This window comes from Paraplanobispora takensis, assembly GCF_016863195.1.
Classification (GTDB): Bacteria; Actinomycetota; Actinomycetes; order Streptosporangiales; family Streptosporangiaceae; genus Planobispora; species Planobispora takensis.
In genome coordinates this window covers 93,756-114,383 of sequence record NZ_BOOK01000038.1, presented here as the reverse complement: position 1 = coordinate 114,383, position 20,628 = coordinate 93,756, and the positions used below count along the sequence as shown (strand labels likewise).

Below are 20,628 nucleotides of genomic sequence, written 5' to 3'. Positions count from 1 at the left end.
TGCCGTCCATCCGGGTACGGTTTCGTCGCATGGAGCTCATGACGCCGCACGGTCCGGCCGAGGTCGAGATCGATCACGCGCCCGACCCCCTGTTCCTGCTCGTCCTGACGCACGGTTCGGGCGGGGGAGTGGGGGCCCCGGACCTGCTGGCCGTACGGGACGAGGTGCTGAAGATCGGCGGGACGGTCGCCAGGGTGACGCAGCCCTTCCGGCTGCGGGGAGCCCGGGCGCCGGGCTCGGCGGTCAAGCAGGACGAGGCCTGGACGGCGCTGGTGGAGGAGTTGCGCGCGGCCCATCCGGGGCTGCCGCTGGCTCAGGGGGGCCGCAGCAACGGGGCCAGGGTCGCCTGCCGTACGGCCGGGGCGGTGCGGGCGGCGGCGGTCGTCGCGCTGGCGTTCCCGCTGCACCCGCCGGGCAGGCCGGAACGGTCCAGGGCACAGGAGCTGCGCGCGGCGGGTGCGGATGTGCTGGTGGTCAACGGGGAGCGTGACCCGTTCGGCGTGCCCGAGGAGGCCGACGCCACCGATCTGGTGGTACTGCCGGGTGAGGGGCACGACCTGAACAGGGATCCCGCCCGGGTGGGCGAGATCGTCGCGGGATGGCTGGGCGCCAGGATGCGCGCGGGCCGGGCCTGAGGCCGGGGCCGCGGGGCGCCCGGAGCGGGCCGCGCGGCTCAGGCGACGCCGAGCAGGGGCCGGTGCGGCTCTATGACGGCGCCGTCGGGCAGCAGCTCGCCGGTGTCCTCGAACAGCACCACACCGTTGCAGAGCAGGCTCCAGCCCTGCTCGGGGTGGGCCGCAAGGGTTCGGGCGGCTTCGCGGTCCCGTGCATCAGCGGACGGACAGGACGGCTCGTGCGGGCACATCGGCGTGCCTCCGGATTTCTCGTATCGGCTCGCCGGGACCGACATCGGGCGACCGGGGGCACCGTCACCGATGGGGCCCCGTTCCCACCGTGACGGGGGACGAGCAGCTGGGTTGACATATGACCGTGCGTACCTCGAACGGGGTGAGGTACGCACCTTGGAAACAAGTGTGCTGTAGGTCACGTCCGGACGACATAGTCAGTTAGGACCGTTCGAGAGCCACTGGGGATGGCCCCAACGGAACTTCCTTCGGGCATGTGACCTATAACACAGAGTGCCTTATGGAGACATAACAGGCCAAGTGAGACACGCCGAATCCGGGTAAACGATCGGTTACGAGTTCCTGACGTGCGGCGGGGCCGTACGGCCCCGCCGCGGTCCGGGGTGCTCGGAACGCCGGCGGGGACGGGCCTGAAGGCCGTTCCGGTCCGGTTCGACAGGCGGCGGGGACGGCGTCGGGGCGTGGCTCCCGGGCGGGCCGGGGCGGCCTCGGGGTGTGGCTCCCGGGCGGAACGGGGCGGGCCGGAGCGGCTCAGCGGGTGGCCAGCCCGGCCAGCATCGCGTCGAGGCCGCGCTCGAAGTCGGCGTCGGCGGCCGGGCTGCCGCCGCCCTGGGAGGGGGGCCGCCATGGCTCGTCACCCTCGTCGGGGGCCTCGGCCCAGCCCGACTGCTGGACCTCCACCGCCACCGCGCCCAGGACGTAGGCCCGCAGCGCCCGTACCGCCTCGGCCGCGTCCGCCAGCCCGGCCTCGGCCAGCTGCTCGGTCTGCTCCCGCAGGGCCGTCGCGGCACGGCCCTTGGGCTGTTTGGTCAGGGCCAGCGCCAGGACCCCCGGGTGCTCGCGCAGCGCCGCCCGGCTCGCCCGGCACCACGCCCGGGCGGTCTCCTGCCAGCTGTCGCCCGGCTCGGCGTGCACGGCGGTGACGTGTTCGGCCAGGGCGTCCATGAGCGCGTCCTTGCCGCGGGGGAGGTGATGGTAGATCGCCATCGCCTCCACCTGGAGGGCGTCGCCCAGCCGGCGCATCGTCAGCCGGCGCAGCCCCTGGCCGTCGGCGATGTGCAGGGCCGCCTCGATGATGCGCTCCCTGGACAGCGGGATCGGAGGTCGTTTGGCAGGCATGGGGATCATCGTGCCAGCCGGTGCCTTACTGTGTAAAGGCAGCCACGCCGGGCACGACCTCCCCAAGTGGGTGGGCGCGAGGCGGACGGCGTAGGCTGCGGGGTGTCGTCCGCCGGGAGCCGCCCGGCGATGGGGTGAGAGAGGACAGGCGATGGCGTTTTTCCGACCGCGGGTGAGCCGGGAGGCGGAGGTTCGCTACCACGCCGACCAGGAGGTCGGGAAGACCTTCCCCGAGCTCCTGGAGAAGGCCCGGGTGGCGGAGGCGGAGCTGCGCCGGGTACAGGCCACCTCGACCTCCGTCCAGGAGCTGCGGGCCGCGGGCCTGGTCCTCGACCAGGTGCTGACCAAGGCGCTGCGGGCCGCCGAGGCGGCCCAGCGCGCGGCCTTCGGCGTCCGGTCCTACGACGACCGGATCAGCCGCCGCAAGGCCAGGGCCACCCCGGACGGGGCCATGTGGAAGGGCGAGGTCGACCGCCTGCGCACCCTGCGCGAGCAGCACCGCCTCACCGGCGTCCCGCGCGACGTGCTGCCCGTCGGCACCGCGCACTGACGCGCGCGCCCGGCCCCGTGGACCCGGCGCCGCGCGCCGGACGGGGTCGAGCGAGCCCGGTCTCCCGGACAACGAGAAGATCCCCGGTACGGTCCGCGTACCGGGGATCTCGCTGTCCGGACCGGCCGCGTACGGCCGGTCCGGGGGTGTGCGCCGAGTGCCGGGTCAGCTGGCCCAGTCGAGCAGCGGGCGGGTGTTGCTCGGGTGGCGCAGCTTGGACAGGGACTCCTTCTCCAGCTGGCGGATGCGCTCGCGGGTCAGGCCGAGGTGCTTGCCGATCTCGTCGAGGGTGTGCGGCTTGCCGTCGACGAGGCCGAAGCGCAGGGCCATGATCCGGGCCTCCCGCGGGGAGAGGTTGCCCAGCACGCCGCGCAGCTGCTCGGCCAGCAGCTGGCGGTCCACCACCTCCGAGGCCTCGGGGGAGTCGACGTCCTCGATGAGGTCGCCGATGGTGGTCTCGCCGTCCTCGCCGATGGTGGCGTTGAGGCTGATCGGCTGGCGGCTGGTGCGCAGCAGCTCCTCGATCTGGTCGGGGGTCTTGTCCAGCTCCACCGCCAGTTCCTCGGGCGTGGGCTCGCGGCCGAGACGCTGGTGCATGTCACGCTCGATGCGCGACAGCTTGGACAGCATCTCCAGCACGTGGACCGGCAGCCGGATGGTCCGGGCGGAGTCGGCGAAGCCGCGCTGGATGGCCTGGCGGATCCACCACATGGCGTAGGTGGAGAACTTGTAGCCCTTGGTGTAGTCGAACTTCTCCACCGCGCGGATCAGGCCGAGGTTGCCCTCCTGGACCACGTCGAGCAGGGCCATGCCGCGGTCGGTGTACTTCTTGGCGACGGAGACCACGAGCCGGAGGTTGGCCTCCAGCATGTGGTCCTTGGCGCGGCGGCCGTCCTCGGCGACCCATTCCAGGTCGTCGCGCATGGAGGCGGGCATGTCGGGCTCGGCCTCGAGCTTGGCCTCGGCGTACAGACCGGCCTCGATCCGCTTGGCCAGCTCGACCTCCTGGGCGGCGGTGAGCAGGGTGCGGCGGCCGATGGACTTCAGGTAGGTGTGGACCGAGTCGCCCATGGCCGAGGACTGGTCGTCCAGGTCCTTGGAGGCCTCGGCCTCCAGATCGGCCTCGTCGACCTCGTCCCACTCCTCGCCGTCCAGCTCCAGCTCGGGGTCGAGGTCCTTGGGGGCGGTCTTCGCGGTGGCCTTCGCGCTCGCCTTCGCAGCGGCCGCCTTCCGGCGGGTCGCGGGCGCGGGGGCCTCGGGGGTCCCGGAGATCTCGGCGGAGGTCTCGGCGGCCGGCACGGCGCTCTTGCGGACGGTGGTCTTGCGGGCGGCCGGCTTGGCCGCCTTCCTGGTACCGGTCTTCTTCACCGCGGCGGCGAGCGCGGGCTCGTTGTCGGCGGCCAGGCTCACCCCCGCCTCGGTGAGCTCGCGCAGGATCGACCTTCCCTCGGCCGGGCTGACTCCTGCCTCGGCGAACGCATGGCGCAGCTCCGCGAGAGAAAGGTGACCCTGAACTCGCCCTCGGTCCAGGAGCTGGGCGAGGGTCGTCGGGGCCTCGGACGGGGATGAGGTCGCGGCGGCGGTTTGGGGCATGAGGACACCTCCTCCATTACGGAGTCGTCGTGTTGTGGATGTCGGGTGGGGCGGCCGGGGGCCGCTCGGCGCACCAGTACCAATAACCCCGTTTGGGACCTTTCTGTTCCCGACTTGACGGGGAAAATATGATGGGTGGATCGGTCCGGGACCGATCCACCCCGACGCGGTGGGTTCCGTGCGCCTACTCGGTGACGTCCACCGGACCCTCCACCTGCGGCATCGGCATCGGCTCCGCCCCTTCCATCCGGTGCTCGGTCCAGTAACGCGTGACCGATTCGGGGTCGGGGTTGACCTCCCTGGAGACCACGTAGTCCTCGGGGGGCGAGGTCTTCCCGGGAGCGGTGCTCGGGGCCGGCGGGGGAGTCTCCTCGGAGGCGGGAAGATTGGGCTCGGTCGCGGGGGTGGGCTTGCCGGCTCGCTCCAGCCCGCCGGCGGAGGCGGCCGCGGATACGGACACGCCGCCGATGAGGACCACGGCCACGACTCCGGCGGAGACCCACAGCTTGCGGGTTGGGTTCATCGGGCCGTCCTTCCTGGTTGGGTTACCTCTATGACGTGCGCAAGCGCGCTCACGGTTCCCGCTTATGACCATAACGGAGGAACACGAGATCCGGCTTCCCGTTGGGCAAAAGTGGTATTTCGGTCACGACATCGAGCTCGGCCGGGGCCGCGTAGGCGGGCAGCCGCTCCTTGACGAAGGCCCGCAGCTCGGCCAGGGCCGGCGGGTCGGGGGAGACGACGACGGCGACCACCCGCTCGCCCCACTCGGGGTCGGGACGGCCCACCACGACGGCGTCGGCGATCGAGGGATAGGCGGAGACCACCGCGGCCACCGCGGCGGCGACGACCTTCTCGCCGCCGGTGTTGATGACGTCGTCGGCCCGGCCCAGCACGCCGAGCCCGCCGCCGTCCAGCGTGCCGAGGTCGGAGGTGACGAACCACCCGCCCTCCGTGGCCGCCGCGGTGAGGTCGGGGCGCAGCCGGTAGCCCGAGAACAGCACGGGGCCGGCGACGCGGATCCGGCCGTCGTCGCCGATCTTCAAGTCCACCCCGCGCAGGGGACGGCCGTCGTAGACGCACCCGCCGCACGTCTCGCTCATGCCGTACGTGGTGACGATCCGGGCGCCGGCGGCCCGGGCCCGGGCGAGCAGGTCCGCCGGGGCCGCCGCCCCGCCGAGCAGGATCGTGCGGAAGAGCGACAGGTCGCCGGTGACCTCCAGCAGGCGGCGCAGCTGGGTGGGGACCAGCGAGACGTGGCCGGCCCCGGAGTCCAGGACCGCCTCCGGGGAGAAGGCGTCGTGGATGATCGGGTCGGTCCCGCCCAGCAGGGACCGCACCAGCACCTGCAGCCCCGAGACGTGGGAGGGCGGCAGGCAGCACAGCCAGCGCTCGCCGGGCCCGGCCCCCAGCCGTTCCAGGGACGCCGACGCGGAGGCGCGCAGGGCCGCGGCCGGCAGTTCGACGCCCTTGGGGACGCCGGTGCTGCCGCTGGTGGCGATGACCGCCGCCACCCCGGCGGCAACGCCGACGCCGTCGGGCCGGGGCACCCCGTCGAGATGGGTGGGGCGCAGGGTGGCGAGCGCGGCGGCCAGCGCGGCCGGCGGCAGGCCGGGCGAGAGCGGCAGGACGGCGGGGCCGTCGCCGTCCAGCGCCGCGGCGACCGCGTGGAACAGCCCGGGTCCCGGTGGCAGTGTGACGGCGTTCAGCTCCCGCGGCCCCCCGGAAGGTGACTCCGTGTGCGCGGGACCAATCATCACAGTCGTAAGGTTAGTCCCGACAGGGCGGACATCGGCCGGGAGGGCCCCGGAGTGACGGAAGGGGCGAAACGATCGTGACAGTCGGTCGCCCGGGAGAGGGAACGGCCGGGTGGGACGGCGGCTCGCTCCGGGTCTTCCGCATCCCCATGCGCACGCGCTTCCGCGCTCAGACCGTCCGCGAGGGCGTGCTGATCGAGGGACCCGCGGGGTGGGGCGAGTTCTCTCCCTTCCCCGAGTACGGCCCCGCCGAGTGCGCCCGCTGGCGGGCCTGCGCCGAGGAGGCCGCCTTCACCGGCTGGCCGGCGCCGTTGCGCGACCGGATCCCGGTCAACGCCATCGTGCCCGCCGTCGGCCCTGAGCAGGCCCACGAGATGGCGCGGCGGTCCGGCTGCGACACGGTCAAGGTCAAGGTCGCGGAGCGGGGCCAGAGGTTCGCCGAGGACCTGGCCAGGGTAGAGGCGGTGAGAGACGCGCTCGGCCCGTCCGGCCGGGTGCGGGTGGACGCCAACGGGGCGTGGGACGTCGACACGGCGGTGAGCGCCATCGCCGAGCTCGACCGCTTCACGCTGGAGTACGTCGAGCAGCCCTGCGCGACGCTGGAGGAGCTGGCCCGCGTCCGGCGGAAGGTCGGGGTGCCGATCGCGGCCGACGAGTCGATCCGCCGCGCCGAGGACCCGCTCCGGGTCAGGGCCGCCGAGGCCGCCGACATCGCGGTGGTCAAGGTCCAGCCGCTCGGCGGGGTCGCCGCCGCGCTGCGCGTGGTGGAGGCCTGCGGGCTGCCCGCGGTGGTCTCCAGCGCCGTGGAGACCTCCGTCGGCCTGGCCGCGGGGGTGGCGCTGGCCGCCGCCCTGCCCGAGCTGCCCTACGCCTGCGGCCTGGGCACCCTGTCCCTGCTGGAGGGGGACGTGGTGGCCGACCCGCTGGTCCCGGTCGACGGGATGCTCGCGGTGTGGCGTCCCACCGTCGATGAGACCGCTTTGGCACGCTATGAGATGGAGTCACCCGCCTGGGTGCGCCGTCTTGAGGAGGCAGTCCGGTGAATCCCGCGACCGCGCTCGCGACCGTCCTGGTCGATGAGCTGGTGCGCTGCGGCCTCACGGACGTGGTGCTCGCCCCCGGCTCCCGTTCGGCCCCGCTGGCCCTGGCCGCGCACGCCGACAGCCGGATCCGGCTGCACGTGCGCATCGACGAGCGCTCGGCGTCCTTCCTGGCCGTGGGCCTGGCCCGGCGCGGTGAGCGCCCGGTCGCGCTGATCTGCACCTCGGGCACCGCCTCGGCCAACTTCCACCCGGCCGTCATGGAGGCCCACGAGTCGGGGGTGCCGCTGCTGGTGTTCACCGCCGACCGGCCGCCGGAGCTGCGCGACACCGGGTCCAGCCAGACGACGGACCAGCTCAAGCTGTACGGCACCGCGGTGCGCTGGTTCGGCGAGGTCGGCGTCCCCGAGGAGCGGCCCGGGCAGGTCGCCTACTGGCGCTCCCTGGCCTGCCGCGCCTACCACCGCTCCATGGGCCCGGACGACCCCGGCCCGGTCCACCTGAACCTGGCCTTCCGCGAGCCGCTGATCCCCGACGGGGATCCCTCCTGGTGCGAGCCGCTGGACGGCGGCGCCGGCGGGCCGTGGGTCCGCGCCCGGGTGGCGCCCCCGACGGTCGCGCTGCACCTGCCCCCCACCCGGCGGGGCGTGCTGGTGGTCGGCGACGGCGCCCCCAACGTGCGCCGGTACGTCGCGGCGGCGGGCATGGCCGGCTGGCCCGTGCTGTCGGAGCCCAACGGCGGGGCCCGCTACGGCGACCACGCGATGTCGGCCTACCACTTCATGCTGGGCACCCCGGAGTTCGCCGACGCGCACCGGCCGGAGGTGGTCGTCACCCTCGGGCGCCCCGGCCTGTCCCGGCCGCTGCTCAACTGGCTCAAGCACGCCGACGAGCACATCGTGGTCGCCCCCGACCTGACCCGCTGGCCCGACCCGACCCGCTCGGCCACCCAGGTGGCGCAGGCCGTGGAGATCCCGATCGCGGCCGGCGACGACACCTGGCTGCACGCCTGGCGCCGGGCCGAAACCGCGGCCAGGGACGCGATCGACGGGGTGCTGGACGGCTCGGGGCTCAGCGAGCCGCGCCTGGCCCGCGATCTGGTCGACGCGCTGCCCAACGGGTCGCTGCTGGTGTCCGGCTCCTCCATGCCGATCCGCGACCTGGACCAGACGATGCGTCCCCGGCGCGGGGTGCGGATCCTGGCCAACCGGGGCGTGGCCGGCATCGACGGGGTGGTCTCCACGGCGATGGGCGCGGCGCTGGCCCACACCGGCCCGGCGTTCGCGCTGATGGGCGACCTGACGTTCCTGCACGACCACAACGGGCTGATCCTCGGCCCCCGCGAGCCCCGGCCCGACCTGTGCCTGGTCGTGGTCAACAACGACGGGGGCGGGATCTTCTCGCTGCTGCCCCAGGCCGCGCTCCGCGACCCGTTCGAGCGGGTCTTCGGCACCTCGCACGGGGTGGACCTGGCCTACCTGGCCGCCGCCACCGGCACGCCGTACGCCTTCGTCGACGCGCCGGACCAGCTCACCAAGGCCATGCGCGGCGAGGGGGTGCGCATCGTGGAGGCGCGCACCGACCGCGAGGCCAACGCGGTCCTGCACGCGACGATGCGCGAGGCGGCGAGCACGGCGATCCGCGCCGCCCTGTGAACCCGCGGGCCCGGCCCCGCCGCGTTCCCGGCTCCTCCGGCTCCCACCGCGTTCCCGGCTCCCCCCGATGGGGGAGGAATGATCCGCGCCGGAAAAGTACGCTGCGGGAATGGGGCTCAGAGGCCGGATGGCGGCGTCGTACGTCCTCGTCACCGCCGCGGTCGTCATCGTCGTAGAGGCGGTCCTCCTCGGCGTCTACCTCCCGTCGGTGATCGGCGGCACGGAGCTCGAACGGCGGTTGCAGAGCCAGGCCGGGCGGGACGCGAAGATCCTCAGCCTGATCGTGAGCAAGGTCGTCGGCGAGCTCTCGGGGCCGGACGCCATGACGCTGCTCACGATCGCCTCCGAGAACGCCGGGGCCGAGCTGTCCCTCCGCGGCACCCCGGCGGGCTACACCGAGGGCGTGCAGATCAGGTCGGCGCAGGAGGACGTCTTCGGCGAGCCGGTCGAGGTGCTGCTCGACGACGAGGGCGTGGTCGTGACCAGCTCGGCCCGGAGCGTGTACGCGTCCGGGCAGCGGATGAGGATCCCGGCGGCGGCCACCGGCCGGGGCACGACCCCGGCGGGGGAGGCGCTGTGGGCCGTGAGCCCGGTGCTGCTGCGCCCGCCAGGAGGGAAGGGGGCCGGGGACGGGTCCTCCGGGGAGCTCAAGACCTGGGGCGAGAAGCCCGCGGACGGCCTCTCCGAGAAGCTCAAGACCGTGGGCTACGTCATGGTCCAGGCGCCACCGGGCTCCGGCACACCGGTCAGGGCCGACCTCCTGCCCGGGCTGATCCTGCCGGGAGCGGCGGTCCTCGTGCTCGGCGTGCCGGTCGGGCTGCTGTTCGGGCTGCTCGGCACCCGACGCCTGATCGGCAGGATGCGGCGGCTGGCGGTCGTCGCCGGGACGGTGGCCGGGGGCGACTTCCGGCACCGCGTCCCGGTGACGCGCCGCGACGAGGTCGGCCGGCTGGAGGAGTCGTTCAACGCGATGACCGGGCGCCTGGAGGAGGCGCTGGCCGCGCAGCGCGCGGCGGCGCAGGGGGAGGCCCGGCAGGCGGAGCGCGCCCGGATCGCCCGCGAGCTGCACGACTCCATCTCGCAGGACCTGTTCTCGCTCAGTCTGCTCGCCGCGGGGATGCGCCGGGCCGCGCCCGAGCATCTCAGGCGGGAGGCCGAGGCCATGGAGCGCACCTCGGCCCGGGCGATGCGCGAGATGCAGGCGCTGCTGCTGGAGCTGCGCCCGGTGGCGCTGGAGGACGCCGGGCTCGTCCCCGCCGTCGAGGAGTTGTGCCGCGCTTACGAGACCCGGCTCGGCATCCGGGTGGAGACCGTGCTCGAGGAGGTGACGCTTGCCCCGGCCACCGAGCACGCCGTCCTCCGCCTGATCCAGGAGGCGCTCGGCAACGCGGTCAAGCACGGCGACCCCGGCCTCCTGCGGGTACGGCTCGCCCGCTCCGGTCCGGCCGTGCGCGTGGAGATCAGCGACGACGGCGCCGGTTTCGACCCGGAGACCGTGAACGGCCGCCACGGCATGGGCCTGCGCCTGATGCGCGAGCGCGTGTGCGAGCTCGGCGGCGCGTTCGAGCTGCGCAGCGCCCCCGGCCGGGGCACGACGGTCACGGTGGTGGTTCCATGATCCGGGTGCTCATCGTGGACGACCACGAGGTCGTACGGCAGGGCCTGCGGTTCGTGCTCGACCAGGAGGACGGGATCGAGGTGGCCGGGGAGTTCGCGGACGGCGCACGGGCGCTGGCCGCGCTCCCCGCGCTCCGTCCGGACGTGATGCTGCTGGACATGGTCATGCCGGGCATGGACGGCCTGGAGGTGCTGCGCCGCCTCCCCGGGCTCCGCGAGCCGGTGGCGGTGATCGCGCTGACGTCGTTCATGGAGGACGAGCGGGTGGTGGAGGCCGTACGGCTCGGCGCCCTGTCGTACCTGTCGAAGACCACGGACGTGGACCGCGTGGTGGAGGCGGTACGGCGGGCCGCCGCCGGGCAGGGCCTCCTGGAGCCCGGCGTCGCCGCGCTGCTCGCCGAGCGGGTCAGGGGCGGGGGACGGCGCGACCCGCTGGCGTCGCTCACCCCGCGCGAGCGCGAGGTCCTGGTGGAGCTGGCCCGCGGCAGGTCCAACGGCGAGATCGCCCGGACCCTGTCGCTCAGCCGGGAGACGGTCAAGACGCACGTGTCGAGCATCCTGGCCAAGCTCGGCCTCGCCGACCGGGTCCAGGCGGCCATTTTCGGGCTGCAGCAGGGCCTCGTCCCGCTGGACGAGGCCCTGAGTGAAACGAACGGACCGTAGCGCCGGGGGACCGGCCCCGCATCCCGGCCGGCGCCGGGGTGCGAGGCGCCGGGACGGTTCCGCGGGTTCCCGTCCGGTCGGCTCCTGGATCTCAGCTCGGATCCACACCGGTCAGACGGTCCGCAGCGCGTCGGCGGGGGCCAGCCGGGCGGCCCGCAGCGCGGGGTAGAGGCCCGCGAGCGCGCCGACGACGACCGCCACCGCCAGGCCGCCCCACAGCGCCTCGGCGGGCAGCAGCACGCTCCAGCCCCGGTCGCGGGCCAGCGCCACGGTGACGGCGACGCCGATCAGCACCCCCGCCGCGCCGCCGGCCGTACCGAGGGTGAGCGACTCGGCCAGGAACTGCCCGGCGACGTGCCCGCGCGTGGCCCCGAGCGCACGCCGCAGGCCGATCTCGCCGCGCCGTTCGAGCACCGAGATCACCATGATGTTCCCGACCCCGATCCCGCCGACGAGCAGCGCGATCGCGCCGAGCCCGACGAAGAGCACGGCCCCCGATTCGGCGACCGCGATCCGGGCGGTGAGCGCGTCGGAGGGGCGGCTCACCTCCACGCTGTCGGGGTTGACCGGGTCGGCCGTGGCGTTGAACAGCGCGCCCGCCGCCTCCACCCGGTCCTGCCGGACCCGCACGTACAGCCGGCTCGGATATCCGTCGTAGCCGAGAAGCGCCTCCGCCACGCCGAACCCGACCAGCGCCGACCGGTCCACCTCGGGGGCGAACGGGAACGGGTCGAGGATCCCGGCCACGGTGAACCAGTGGCCGCCGAGCCGGACGCGGGTGCCGGGGTCCAGCCGGGTGATCCCCAGCGTCCGCGCGGCCTCGTGGCCGAGGACGGTGACGGGGTGGGCGGCGGAGACCGCGTCCAGGAACGCGCCCTGCGCCACCCGGCCGTCGAGCGTGGCCAGCAGCGTCGCGTCGCAGGCCCGCACGGCCAGCCCGCCGCTCTGCCCGACCGGCACCAGGTCGTTGCGGTAGACGTACCTGGCGTTCAGCTGGGTGGTCGGCGCGACGGCGATCACGCCGTCCACGCGCCGCAACATCGGGGTCGCGCTCACCGGGAGCGGCCGTTCCCCGCCACCGAAGCCGGAGCCGGCGGCGACGGTGAACAGGTTGGTGCCCAGGCGGTCGATCTCGGCGAGCAGCGCGGCCTGGCCGGACCGGGTGACGCCGAGCACCGCGACGATCGCGGCGATGCCGATGGCGATGCCCAGGGCCGACAGGACCGCGCGCAGCCGCCGCGTCCGCAGCCCCAGCGTGCCGGTGACCAGCAGGTCCCCCGCCCGCACACGCGAGGCGGGCACCGCCGCCGGGCCGTCCGCCGTAGGGCCGCCTGCCCTCGCGTCACCGGTCATCGGGTCGCCTCCCGCACCCTGGTCGTCCGGACGACCTGCCCGTCACGCAGCTCGATCCTGCGCGGGCAGGCGGCGGCCACGGAGGGGTCGTGCGTGACGACGACCAGCGTGGTGCCCTGTCCGTTGAGCTCCCGCAGCAGTGCGACGATCTCCGCGCCGGTGGCCGAGTCCAGGTTCCCGGTCGGCTCGTCGGCGAAGACGATCGCGGGGCCGCCGACGAGGGCGCGGGCGATGGCCACCCGCTGCCGCTCGCCGCCGGAGAGCTTCGCCGCCCGGTGCCGCGTCCGGTGCCCGAGGCCGACCCGTTCGAGGGCCTCGGCGGCCCGCGCTCGCCGCGCCCCGGCCCGCACGCCCCGGTAGAGCAGCCCGGTCGCGACGTTCTCCACCGCGGTGAGGCCCTCCAGCAGGAAGAACCGCTGGAACACCACCCCCACGAAGCAGGCGCGCAGCCCGGCGAGCCTGTGGTCGCCCAGCTCCTGCACGGCGTATCCGGCCAGGTTCACCGAGCCGGAGGTGGGCCGGTCGAGCGCGGCCATCAGGTGCAGCAGGGTGGACTTGCCCGACCCGGAGGGGCCGAGGACGGCGGTCATCTCACCTGCCTCGATCCGCAGCCCGACCCCCCTGACCGGCTCGACGGGCGGTTCACCGGGATAGACCTTCCACACATCGCGCAGCTCAAGCAGCGTCACCGGGCACCTCCACGGACTGGCCCTCGCTCAGGCCGGTGACCTCCACCAGGCCCGTGGTCTCGTCGAACAGCCCGGCCTCCACCGGGACGCGCCGCCCGTCCGAGACGACCTCGTAGGCCCCGCCGGGGCGGGCCAGCAGCGCGACGACCGGTACGGCCAGTACGTCCCGGTGCTCCCGCGTGGTCAGGGCGACCTGGACCAGGGACCGGTCCAGGGCCCGCACCGGGCGGCCGGACATCCGGATCGTGACCGGCACGGTCGCCTGCGGCTGCCCCTCCTCCGTGCTCTGGGGCACGGTCGCCACCGGGCTGACGGCGGTGACCTTTCCCCTGCGCTCCGAACCGTCGGGCAGCGTCACCAGGACCCGGTTTCCGACTCTGGCACGGGCGACCTGGGCCGGGTCGAGCTGGACCGACACGACCAGGGCCGTGCCGGTGCCGTGCAGCACCGGTCCCCGCGCCGGGCTTCCCGGGGTGGCGTCGTGCGCGGTCACCCGGAGCGCGCGCGGCAGGAACACGACCTGCCCCAGCGGGACCGTGCCGGTCACCGGCAGACGCGTGTCGTCCTGCCAGCGGCGCACGGCGTAGTAGGTGGCCGGGGAGTAGGTCCGGTCCACCGTGAAGCCGGTGTAGCCCAGGGCCTTGAGGTTGCGCTCCAGCTGGAGGACGTCCGCGCCCGTCGTCCCGATGGTGAGCGTGCGCCAGGCCGGGCGCGCGCCGTACAGCAGCGGGACCTTCCTGCCGTCGGCCTCGTAGACGGCGCGGCCGCGGGTGATGACGGCGCCGACGGCCGGCAGGCGGGTGAGGGTGCCGCCCGCGCCGTGCACCTGGTGGGAACCGGCGTGGGACAGGATGCCGTTGACCTGGGTGCGCTCGGCGACGTCGGCCCGGACCACCTGGGCGGTCGCGGTGGACGGGGCGGCGACGGTGACCGGCGGCGCGGGACGGCGGAGCACGGCCCAGGCCCCGCCCGCCCCGGCCAGCACGACCACGCCCGCGAGTGCGGTGACGCCCCGCCTCACCTGTTCCCCCCGCCCTGGTCGCCGGGCCCGACGACCTGGATGCCCCCGCCGACGAAGTACTGCTCGCAGGCCTCCAGGGCCGGCCGCATGGCCTGCTTGTCGAGGCCGGCCAGGCGCCGGTCGAGGGGGAACCGTCCCTGCGCGTCGGGGTCGGGCCAGTCGGGCGTGCCGTGCTCGCGTATGCAGCGGGCGAGCTTCTTGAGCTGTTCGATCTGGGCCGCGGTGTAGCGCGGTTCCCCGGCGTCCCTCAGGGAGTCGGCTCGCCGTATCTGTGAGACGCACGCGTTCCGCGCCCTCTCCGGGACCGGGCGCGGCACTCCGGGCAGGTGGACGGCGCCGTCCTCCTCCGTCACCGGGTCGCCGACCCCGGGGACGCCGTTCTGCCGGAAGCAGGCGGCGACGTCTTTCAGGGCGGTGATCAGCTGCTGCCGGTTCTGCCCGGTCGGCGTGGGGGTGGGGGCCGCGGCTGACCCGGTGCCCGCCGTGCAGGCGGCCAGGGCGGGAACGAGCAGGGCGCACGCGAGCAGGGCCGGTTTCCTGAACGGCCCGCGCTGGGTCACGCTGTAGGGTCCCGGTGTCATCAGTCCCCCTTGTTCCCGTCGCCGGGCTCGACGACCGGGATGCCCCTGCCGACGAAGTACTGTTTGCAGGCGGCCCGGGCCGGCAGCCAGGCCCGCTTGCCGAGGTCGGCCAGGCGCTGGTTGACGCGGAAGCGCCCCTCGGCGTCGGGGTCGGGCCAGTCGTGTACGCCGTGCTCGCGGAAGCAGCGGGCGAGTTTCCTGAGCTGGGCGATCTGGGCCGCGGTGTAGCGCTCTTCCCCGCCGCCCTTGCCGACGGCGGCGGCCCGCCGCTCCAGCGGCGCGCACGCGGTCTGCGCCGCGGCCGGGATCGGGTCCGGAACGCCGGGGATGCCGACGGAGCCGTCCGCCTCCACCTCCGGGTCGCCGGCGCCGGGGACGCCGTTCTGCCGGAAGCAGGCTGCGACGTCTTTCAGGGCGGTGATCAGCTGCTGCCGGTTCTGCCCGGTCGGCGTGGGGGTGGGGGCCGCGGCTGACCCGGTGCCCGCCGTACAGGCGGCCAGGGCGGGAACGAGCAGGGCACAGGGGAGCAGGACGCGGGCGGGTCTCCTCAGCGGGCCGCCGTGAGGTTCCGGCGTCGGTCTGAGCCGGCGCGGCAGGTGGGGCAGAGCTTCGTCTGCCGGGAGGGGTGTCATGACTTTCAGGCTCGTCCCGCCAGGGGCCCGGCACATCGCTCCGCGGAGGGGCCCGGACTCCCTCCGACGGGGGAGCCCGGGCCGTACCGGAGAAGACCCGGGCCGTATCGGCGAAGAAGAGTCAGGTGACGTCTCGGCGGAGGGTGATCAGGCGGGCGGCGAGGACGGCGGCCAGCACGTAGGCGGCGAACAGCGGCCCGCCCGCCCAGGCGGGCAGCAGCTCGGCGTTCTCCATGCTCATCCCGGCCAGGGCGCGGGCCGCTCCGGTCGGCAGCCGGCGGCCCAGGCCCGGCAGGAGCATGGTGAGCAGATAGTCGGCGTACATGAACCAGATCAGGGCCACGGCGACCGCCGCCGTCTGGTTGCGGATGAGCGCGCCGAGTCCGACGCCGAGCAGGCCGTACCCGGTGACGGCGAGAACCGCGCCGAGCAGGACCGCCGGCACGCCCGGTGCCGTGACCGGATGCCCGCCCAGGTGCAGCAGCAGCGCCCCGGCCGCGAGGGTGGCCGGCGCCGAGACGGCCGCGACGACCAGCCCGACGATCCCGTAGGCGGCCAGCTTGGCGTTGACCACCCGGCCGCGGTCCGGGGTGACGAGGAACCGCCAGGTGATCGTCTGGTGGCGGAACTCCCCGGCCGTGCCGAGGATCCCCAGGAGAAGGGTGAAGACGTAGGCCTGCTGGGCCATGGCGTAGACGTTGCGGACCCGGTCGTCGACGGACAGCGGACCGTCCGCCCCCATCAGGGCGACCGGGAGCACGGCCCAGAGCACGCAGGTCACCGGGGCCAGGACGACGAGGATCCGTACGGTACGGCTCGCGCGGGCCCTGACCAGTTCGGCGCGGATGAGATCCTTCACCGGGTCACCTCCAGATACAGCTCCTCCAGGTCGGAGCCGGCGGCCAGCGGGCCGGTGAAGACCATCCGCCCGCCCGAAATGATGATCACGTGGTCGGCGATCTGCCGGATCTCCGCGAGCGCGTGGGTGGAGACCAGGACGGTGCGGCCCTGCAGGGCGTAGGCCCGCAGGAAACCGCGGAGCCAGTGCACGCCCGCCGGGTCGAGGCCGTTGGCGGGTTCGTCGAGGATGAGCACGGCCGGGTCGCCCAGCAGCGCGGTGGCCAGGGCGAGGCGCTGGCGCATGCCCAGGGAGAACCCGCCCACTCTGCGATCGGCCGCGCCGGTGAGGTCGACCTGGTCCAGGACGTGATCGACGCGCTCCGGGGCGAGCCCGGCGGCCGTGCGCAGGATCTCCAGGTGGGTTCGGGCGGTCAGGCCGGGATGGAAGGCCGCGGCCTCCAGCACCGCGCCGACCGCGGTGAGGGGGTCGGTGAGGTCCCGGTACGGCCGGCCGCCGACGGTGGCCGATCCCGAGGTGGGGGTGACCAGGCCGAGGATCATGCGCAGGGTGGTGGTCTTCCCCGCGCCGTTGGGGCCGAGGAAGGCCGTGACGGCGCCCGGCTCGACGCTGAACGACAGGTCGTCGACGGCGCGCACGCGACCGAAGGACTTGCCCAGACGGGTGACGGTGATGACTGACATGCTCCGACGGTGCCGCGGGGGACGCGCCCGGTTCACGGGCCCGTGGACGGACCCGCCGATGTCCGGCCGGGGGAGGACGATCTCCACCCACGGGTCCATGACGGGGAGAGGCGGCCGGGATAGCGTGACGGCCGTGTCCTGGTTGTGTCGTCCCGTCGTCCTGCGGGCCTTCGTCGTCCTGATGGCGGCTCAGCTGCTAGCCGGGGCGGGCTGGGCGACGGCGCAGGCGGCGCAGCGGTGGGGATGGGCCGCGGCCGCGGCGGTGCTGGTGACCGGTGCGGCGGCCTCCGGCTGCTGCCTGTGGGCGCTGGTGCGGGATGGGGAGCGCCGCAACGCCGTGCTGTTCGGCCTCGCCGTGTCGGGCGGGCTCATCCTGCACGCCGCCGTCCCCCACACCGGCGCGGCCCTGCTGTACGCCTCCGTCTGGCTCCTGCCGTTCCGGGCGGCGCTGCGGCCGGCGGCGGCGCTGGCGGTCGCCGGCACCGCGGGCTTCGCGGCGGTGTCCCTGCTGTTCCGGATGGAGAGCGGGCCTCTGGTCGGCAACATCCTGGGCCTGGCCTACTCGGCGGCGATGGCCTTCCTCATCCGGCAGTTGGCACTGACCCGGGATCGGACGGCGGAGGTGGCCGAGGCGCGGGCGCGCGAGGCCGTGCTCGCCGAGCGCACCCGGCTGGCCCGCGAGGTGCACGACGTGCTGGCGCACTCCCAGTCGGCGCAGATCGTGCACCTGGAGGGCGCGCGGTTGCTGCTGGGACGCGGGCAGGACCCGGCGGCGGCGCTGGACCGGGTCGAGCGCGCCGTACGGCTGGCGCGGACGGGCCTGGAGGAGACCCGCCGGGCCCTGGACGCGCTGCGCGGGCAGGAACTGCCGCTGGCCGAACGGCTGGAACGGCTCGCGGTCGAGTTCCGGTCGGTGACCGGCGACGACTGCACCGTGTCGGTCGCGCCGGACCTCGGGCCGATGGGGGCCGAGGCCAGGCTCGCGGTGGCCCGTACGGCCCAGGAGGCGCTGACGAACGTGCGCAGGCACGCGCCCGGGGCCTCGGCCTCGGTGACGCTGCGCCGCTCCGGCCGCTGGTGCGAGCTGGAGGTGCGCGACACCGGAGGGGCGCCGGGGCGGCCGGGATCACCGGGATCACCGGGGTCGCCGGGGGCTCGGCTCCCGGCCGGGTCCGGTTACGGGCTGGTGGGCATGCGGGAGCGGGCCGAGCTGATCGGCGGCTCCCTGACGGCGGGCCCCTGCGGAGAGGGGTTCGGCGTGCTGCTGCGGGTCCCCGCCCAGGGCGGGCACGACAGCGTGGAAGGCGGGACGGGGTGACCGGCCCGGGCGCGGGCACGGCGGGTGCGCGGGGGCGTGGGGTGCGGGTGGTGGTCGCCGACGACCAGACCGTGGTGCGTGAAGGGCTGGTGCTCCTGCTCGGTCTGCTGCCGGGGATCGAGGTGGTGGGGACGGCGGCCGACGGTGAGCGGGCGGTCGAGACGGCCGGGAGGCTGCGGCCGGACCTCGTGCTGATGGACCTGCGCATGCCCCGGATGGACGGGGTGGAGGCCACCCGCAGGATCCGCTCGGCCTGCCCGGAGGTGCAGGTCCTCGTGCTGACGACCTACTCCGACGACGAGTCGGTGTTCGCCGCGATCCGGGCGGGGGCGCGCGGCTACCTGACCAAGGACACCGACGCCGAGGGGCTCGCCTTCGCCCTGTCGGCCGTGGCGGAGGGCCGGGCCCAGTTCGACCCGGAGGTGCAGCGCAGGCTCGCCGAGGCCGCGGTCGGGACGCGCAGGGCCTCCCGGCTGCCGGACGGCCTGACCCCGCGGGAGGCCGAGGTGCTGCGGCTGATCGCGGCCGGACGGTCCAACGGCGAGATCGCCGGGGAGCTGTTCATCTCCGAGGCGACGGTCAAGACCCACATCAACAACCTGTTCGCCAAGGCGGGCCTGCGCGACCGGGCCCAGGCCGTCACCTACGCCTTCCGGCACGGCCTCGCCCCGGACGAGCGCTGACCCCGGTCCATCGGGGCCTCCGGGCGCCCGGCTCCGGCCTGTGGACCACCACGGGGCGGAGTTGATCGCGGGCCCGCGCGGCCGACCGGCGCGACGGAATGAAAAGCGATTGTCGGCGGACTTTGCCGGGATATGAGGCTTTCCTGGCGGCGGCAACTCTTCTGCACCTTTTGTGCACTTCAGTGGCTACGGCCGAGCGGCCCACTGGAGGAAGTGAGCCGGATCACATCGCCCACCGCACCGGGATCCGGCACCGACTTCCGACCACGAGGTGCTCCGCAGCTTCGCAAGGGATCTCCGCCATGACTCACATCGCCACCGTCAGCCTCATCCTCCGCGTCGTGACCAACCTGCTGGGCCTGCCCCTGGTCGCCGGAGTGATCCTGGCTCTCGGCGGTGCGACCGGCGGCGCGGCCCTCACCACGGCCTACGCCCAGGAAGGGGCCCGTACGGTGCCGGTGGTGACGCTGGAGGACCTGCTGAAGCTCACCGAGAAGGAGGTCGTGGAGAAGGTGAAGCACAAGAGCGCCGCCAAGTCCCGCGCCTGACCGGGGCGTATGGAGCGGTGGGGCCTCGTAAGCCGCTGACCCTCCGGGGCCGCCCCCGCAACCGCTCACAGGGCGGCCGGGCGATCCGCCGGCCGGGACGCGTAGGTCTTGAGCGTGATCGCGTTGGCGGCCCTGTGGATCGGCGCGATGACCTTCGCCATCATCCGCTCCTTGCCCGGCAGCCTGTCCAGCAGGCCGAGCATCAGCATCGACATGCGGACCTGCCGGCGGGTGCGCACCACCATCCGCTTGACGTTGGCCGGGCCGAGCTTCTGGTTCGCCGCCGCGAACGGGCGCATCTCCCGCTCGTAGGCGGCGAACCCGTCCCGGTGGTCCCCGCCGGCCGCGGCCAGCTCGCCCGCCAGCACGTACGCGCCGACCAGGGCCAGGCTGGTGCCCTGGCCGGAGGCGGGTGAGGCGCAGTACGCGGCGTCGCCGAGCAGCGCCACCCGGTCCGACGACCACCGGTCCATGTGGACCTGGCTGATCGAGTCGTAGTAGAAGTCCGCGGCGGCGTGCATGGACTCCAGGAAGCGCGGGACCTCCCAGCCCTCACCGGCGTAGGCGGAGGCCAGGGCGCGCCGCTGTCCCTCGGGGTCGCGCGGCTCGCCGTCCACTCCGGCGGCGTCGAACAGGAACATCGCCTTGGCGCCGTCGTCGCCCGCCGTGCTGTAGGCGAGCATCGTCCTGCCGGGGCCGATGTAGGTGACCTCCTCGCGGTCCAGCCCGAGGTGGTTGGGCACGCCGCAGATCGAGATGCGGTATCCCAGGTCGTGGACGAACCGCTCCTGCGGCCCGAACGCCAGCGCGCGGGTGACCGAGTGCAGGCCGTCGGCCCCCACCACCAGGTCGAAGGTACGGCTGTGCCCGCTCGCCAGGTCGACCTCGACCCCGTCGGGCGTCTGGCGCAGGGCGGTGATGGAGTCGCCGAAGAGGTAGGTGACCGACTCACGGGTCCGCTCGTACAGCAGGCGGTGCAGGTCGCCGCGGAGGATCTCGGCGTCGCCGTGCGTCCGGCCGCCGAAGGTGTCGCCGTCCATGCTCGCCACCCGCCTGCCGGTCGCGTCGACCACGACGCCGCTCCGCACGTCGGTGCGCATCGCGCGGATCTCCTCCAGCAGGCCCATGCGCTCGGCGACCGTGAGCGCCGCGCCGCGGACGTCGACCTTGTAACCGCCCGCGCGGACGGCGGGGGCGCGCTCCACGACGGTCGGGGTGAAGCCGTGCCGCCGGAGCCAGTAGGCGAGGGTGACGCCCGCGACGCCGGCGCCGGAGATCAACACGTTCGCGTTCTTCATGACTGCGGCTCCCTGCCGGCGGTGTCCGTCCTGGGCGATCGCCTCGGACAGCACTGACGGTACAAGGGTCTCAGACAATCGTGCAAGACGATTGTTCAAAACA

The 20,628-nt window shown here is 74.4% G+C and carries 22 protein-coding genes; 9 read left to right on the top strand and 13 right to left on the bottom strand.

The window, feature by feature from the left end; all coding sequences use genetic code 11:
* The first annotated feature begins 29 nt into the window (after positions 1-29).
* Positions 30-635: an alpha/beta hydrolase family protein gene (locus Pta02_RS26670; RefSeq protein ID WP_203877677.1), complete on the top strand. Its 606-nt coding sequence runs from the start codon at positions 30-32 to the stop codon at positions 633-635.
* A gap of 38 nt (positions 636-673) precedes the next feature.
* Here the strand turns inward: Pta02_RS26670 and Pta02_RS26665 are convergent, their stop codons facing one another.
* Positions 674-865, bottom strand: a complete 192-nt coding sequence (locus tag Pta02_RS26665) for a DUF5999 family protein (protein WP_203877676.1) — start codon at positions 863-865, stop codon at positions 674-676.
* A 532-nt stretch (positions 866-1,397) separates the two neighbouring features.
* Positions 1,398-1,985 (bottom strand): TetR/AcrR family transcriptional regulator C-terminal domain-containing protein, encoded by a 588-nt coding sequence (locus Pta02_RS26660; protein ID WP_203877675.1) that lies wholly within the window; start codon positions 1,983-1,985, stop codon positions 1,398-1,400.
* A gap of 151 nt (positions 1,986-2,136) precedes the next feature.
* On the opposite strand from Pta02_RS26660, the gene Pta02_RS26655 reads away from it, so the two are divergent.
* Entirely contained in the window at positions 2,137-2,535 is a 399-nt protein-coding gene (locus tag Pta02_RS26655; RefSeq protein WP_203877674.1) for a hypothetical protein, read from the top strand.
* Between the two features lie 165 nt (positions 2,536-2,700).
* Here Pta02_RS26655 and Pta02_RS41430 read toward each other — a convergent pair whose 3' ends face one another.
* The 3 genes from Pta02_RS41430 to Pta02_RS26640 form a co-directional block, all read right to left on the bottom strand.
* Positions 2,701-4,128 carry an RNA polymerase sigma factor gene (locus Pta02_RS41430; protein ID WP_239131240.1) on the bottom strand — a complete coding sequence of 476 codons (1,428 nt, stop codon included), beginning with the start codon at positions 4,126-4,128 and terminating at the stop codon, positions 2,701-2,703.
* 184 nt (positions 4,129-4,312) lie between these two features.
* Positions 4,313-4,651, bottom strand: coding sequence for a hypothetical protein (locus tag Pta02_RS26645; RefSeq protein ID WP_203877673.1), 339 nt, complete (start codon positions 4,649-4,651; stop codon positions 4,313-4,315).
* A gap of 49 nt (positions 4,652-4,700) precedes the next feature.
* The gene (locus tag Pta02_RS26640) at positions 4,701-5,885 is read right to left on the bottom strand and encodes an AMP-binding protein (protein WP_203877733.1); all 1,185 of its coding nucleotides are present in this window, start codon (positions 5,883-5,885) and stop codon (positions 4,701-4,703) included.
* Positions 5,886-5,962: 77 nt separating this feature from the next.
* On the opposite strand from Pta02_RS26640, the gene Pta02_RS26635 reads away from it, so the two are divergent.
* The 4 genes from Pta02_RS26635 to Pta02_RS26620 all read left to right on the top strand — a co-directional run bounded on the left by Pta02_RS26635 (position 5,963) and on the right by Pta02_RS26620 (position 10,860).
* Positions 5,963-6,928 (top strand): o-succinylbenzoate synthase, encoded by a 966-nt coding sequence (locus tag Pta02_RS26635; RefSeq protein ID WP_275423615.1) that lies wholly within the window; start codon positions 5,963-5,965, stop codon positions 6,926-6,928.
* Positions 6,925-8,580, top strand: a complete 1,656-nt coding sequence (gene menD, locus Pta02_RS26630) for a 2-succinyl-5-enolpyruvyl-6-hydroxy-3-cyclohexene-1-carboxylic-acid synthase (protein ID WP_203877672.1) — start codon at positions 6,925-6,927, stop codon at positions 8,578-8,580. The genes Pta02_RS26635 and menD overlap by 4 nt, the downstream gene beginning before the upstream one ends.
* 109 nt (positions 8,581-8,689) lie before the next feature.
* Positions 8,690-10,198 carry a HAMP domain-containing sensor histidine kinase gene (locus Pta02_RS26625; protein WP_203877671.1) on the top strand — a complete coding sequence of 503 codons (1,509 nt, stop codon included), beginning with the start codon at positions 8,690-8,692 and terminating at the stop codon, positions 10,196-10,198.
* A complete protein-coding gene (locus Pta02_RS26620; RefSeq protein ID WP_203877670.1) occupies positions 10,195-10,860 on the top strand; it encodes a response regulator in 666 nt (221 codons plus the stop codon). The genes Pta02_RS26625 and Pta02_RS26620 overlap by 4 nt, the downstream gene beginning before the upstream one ends.
* A gap of 111 nt (positions 10,861-10,971) precedes the next feature.
* Here the strand turns inward: Pta02_RS26620 and Pta02_RS26615 are convergent, their stop codons facing one another.
* The 7 genes from Pta02_RS26615 to Pta02_RS26585 all read right to left on the bottom strand — a co-directional run bounded on the left by Pta02_RS26615 (position 10,972) and on the right by Pta02_RS26585 (position 16,678).
* A complete protein-coding gene (locus tag Pta02_RS26615; protein WP_203877669.1) occupies positions 10,972-12,213 on the bottom strand; it encodes an ABC transporter permease in 1,242 nt (413 codons plus the stop codon).
* Entirely contained in the window at positions 12,210-12,902 is a 693-nt protein-coding gene (locus tag Pta02_RS26610) for an ABC transporter ATP-binding protein (RefSeq protein ID WP_203877668.1), read from the bottom strand. Before Pta02_RS26610 ends, Pta02_RS26615 begins: the two co-directional genes overlap by 4 nt.
* Positions 12,889-13,923 carry a peptidoglycan-binding domain-containing protein gene (locus Pta02_RS26605; protein ID WP_203877667.1) on the bottom strand — a complete coding sequence of 345 codons (1,035 nt, stop codon included), beginning with the start codon at positions 13,921-13,923 and terminating at the stop codon, positions 12,889-12,891. The genes Pta02_RS26610 and Pta02_RS26605 overlap by 14 nt, the downstream gene beginning before the upstream one ends.
* Positions 13,920-14,504, bottom strand: a complete 585-nt coding sequence (locus Pta02_RS26600; protein ID WP_203877666.1) for a hypothetical protein — start codon at positions 14,502-14,504, stop codon at positions 13,920-13,922. The genes Pta02_RS26605 and Pta02_RS26600 overlap by 4 nt, the downstream gene beginning before the upstream one ends.
* Positions 14,504-15,136, bottom strand: a complete 633-nt coding sequence (locus Pta02_RS26595; RefSeq protein WP_203877665.1) for a hypothetical protein — start codon at positions 15,134-15,136, stop codon at positions 14,504-14,506. Before Pta02_RS26595 ends, Pta02_RS26600 begins: the two co-directional genes overlap by 1 nt.
* A 121-nt stretch (positions 15,137-15,257) precedes the next feature.
* Positions 15,258-15,995 carry a hypothetical protein gene (locus Pta02_RS26590; RefSeq protein ID WP_203877664.1) on the bottom strand — a complete coding sequence of 246 codons (738 nt, stop codon included), beginning with the start codon at positions 15,993-15,995 and terminating at the stop codon, positions 15,258-15,260.
* The gene (locus Pta02_RS26585) at positions 15,992-16,678 is read right to left on the bottom strand and encodes an ABC transporter ATP-binding protein (protein WP_203877663.1); all 687 of its coding nucleotides are present in this window, start codon (positions 16,676-16,678) and stop codon (positions 15,992-15,994) included. The genes Pta02_RS26590 and Pta02_RS26585 overlap by 4 nt, the downstream gene beginning before the upstream one ends.
* Positions 16,679-16,811: 133 nt before the next feature.
* Here Pta02_RS26585 and Pta02_RS26580 point away from each other — a divergent pair, with 133 nt between their 5' ends.
* The 3 genes from Pta02_RS26580 (at position 16,812) to Pta02_RS26570 (ending at position 19,227) form a co-directional block, all read left to right on the top strand.
* Positions 16,812-17,996, top strand: coding sequence for a sensor histidine kinase (locus tag Pta02_RS26580; RefSeq protein ID WP_203877662.1), 1,185 nt, complete (start codon positions 16,812-16,814; stop codon positions 17,994-17,996).
* On the top strand, positions 17,993-18,679 hold the full coding sequence (locus tag Pta02_RS26575; RefSeq protein WP_239131239.1) for a response regulator: 687 nt from the start codon (positions 17,993-17,995) through the stop codon (positions 18,677-18,679). Before Pta02_RS26580 ends, Pta02_RS26575 begins: the two co-directional genes overlap by 4 nt.
* Before the next feature lie 302 nt (positions 18,680-18,981).
* Positions 18,982-19,227: a hypothetical protein gene (locus Pta02_RS26570; RefSeq protein ID WP_203877661.1), complete on the top strand. Its 246-nt coding sequence runs from the start codon at positions 18,982-18,984 to the stop codon at positions 19,225-19,227.
* A 65-nt stretch (positions 19,228-19,292) separates the two neighbouring features.
* Here the strand turns inward: Pta02_RS26570 and Pta02_RS26565 are convergent, their stop codons facing one another.
* A complete protein-coding gene (locus Pta02_RS26565) occupies positions 19,293-20,525 on the bottom strand; it encodes an FAD-dependent monooxygenase (protein WP_203877660.1) in 1,233 nt (410 codons plus the stop codon).
* Between the last annotated feature and the right edge of the window lie 103 nt (positions 20,526-20,628).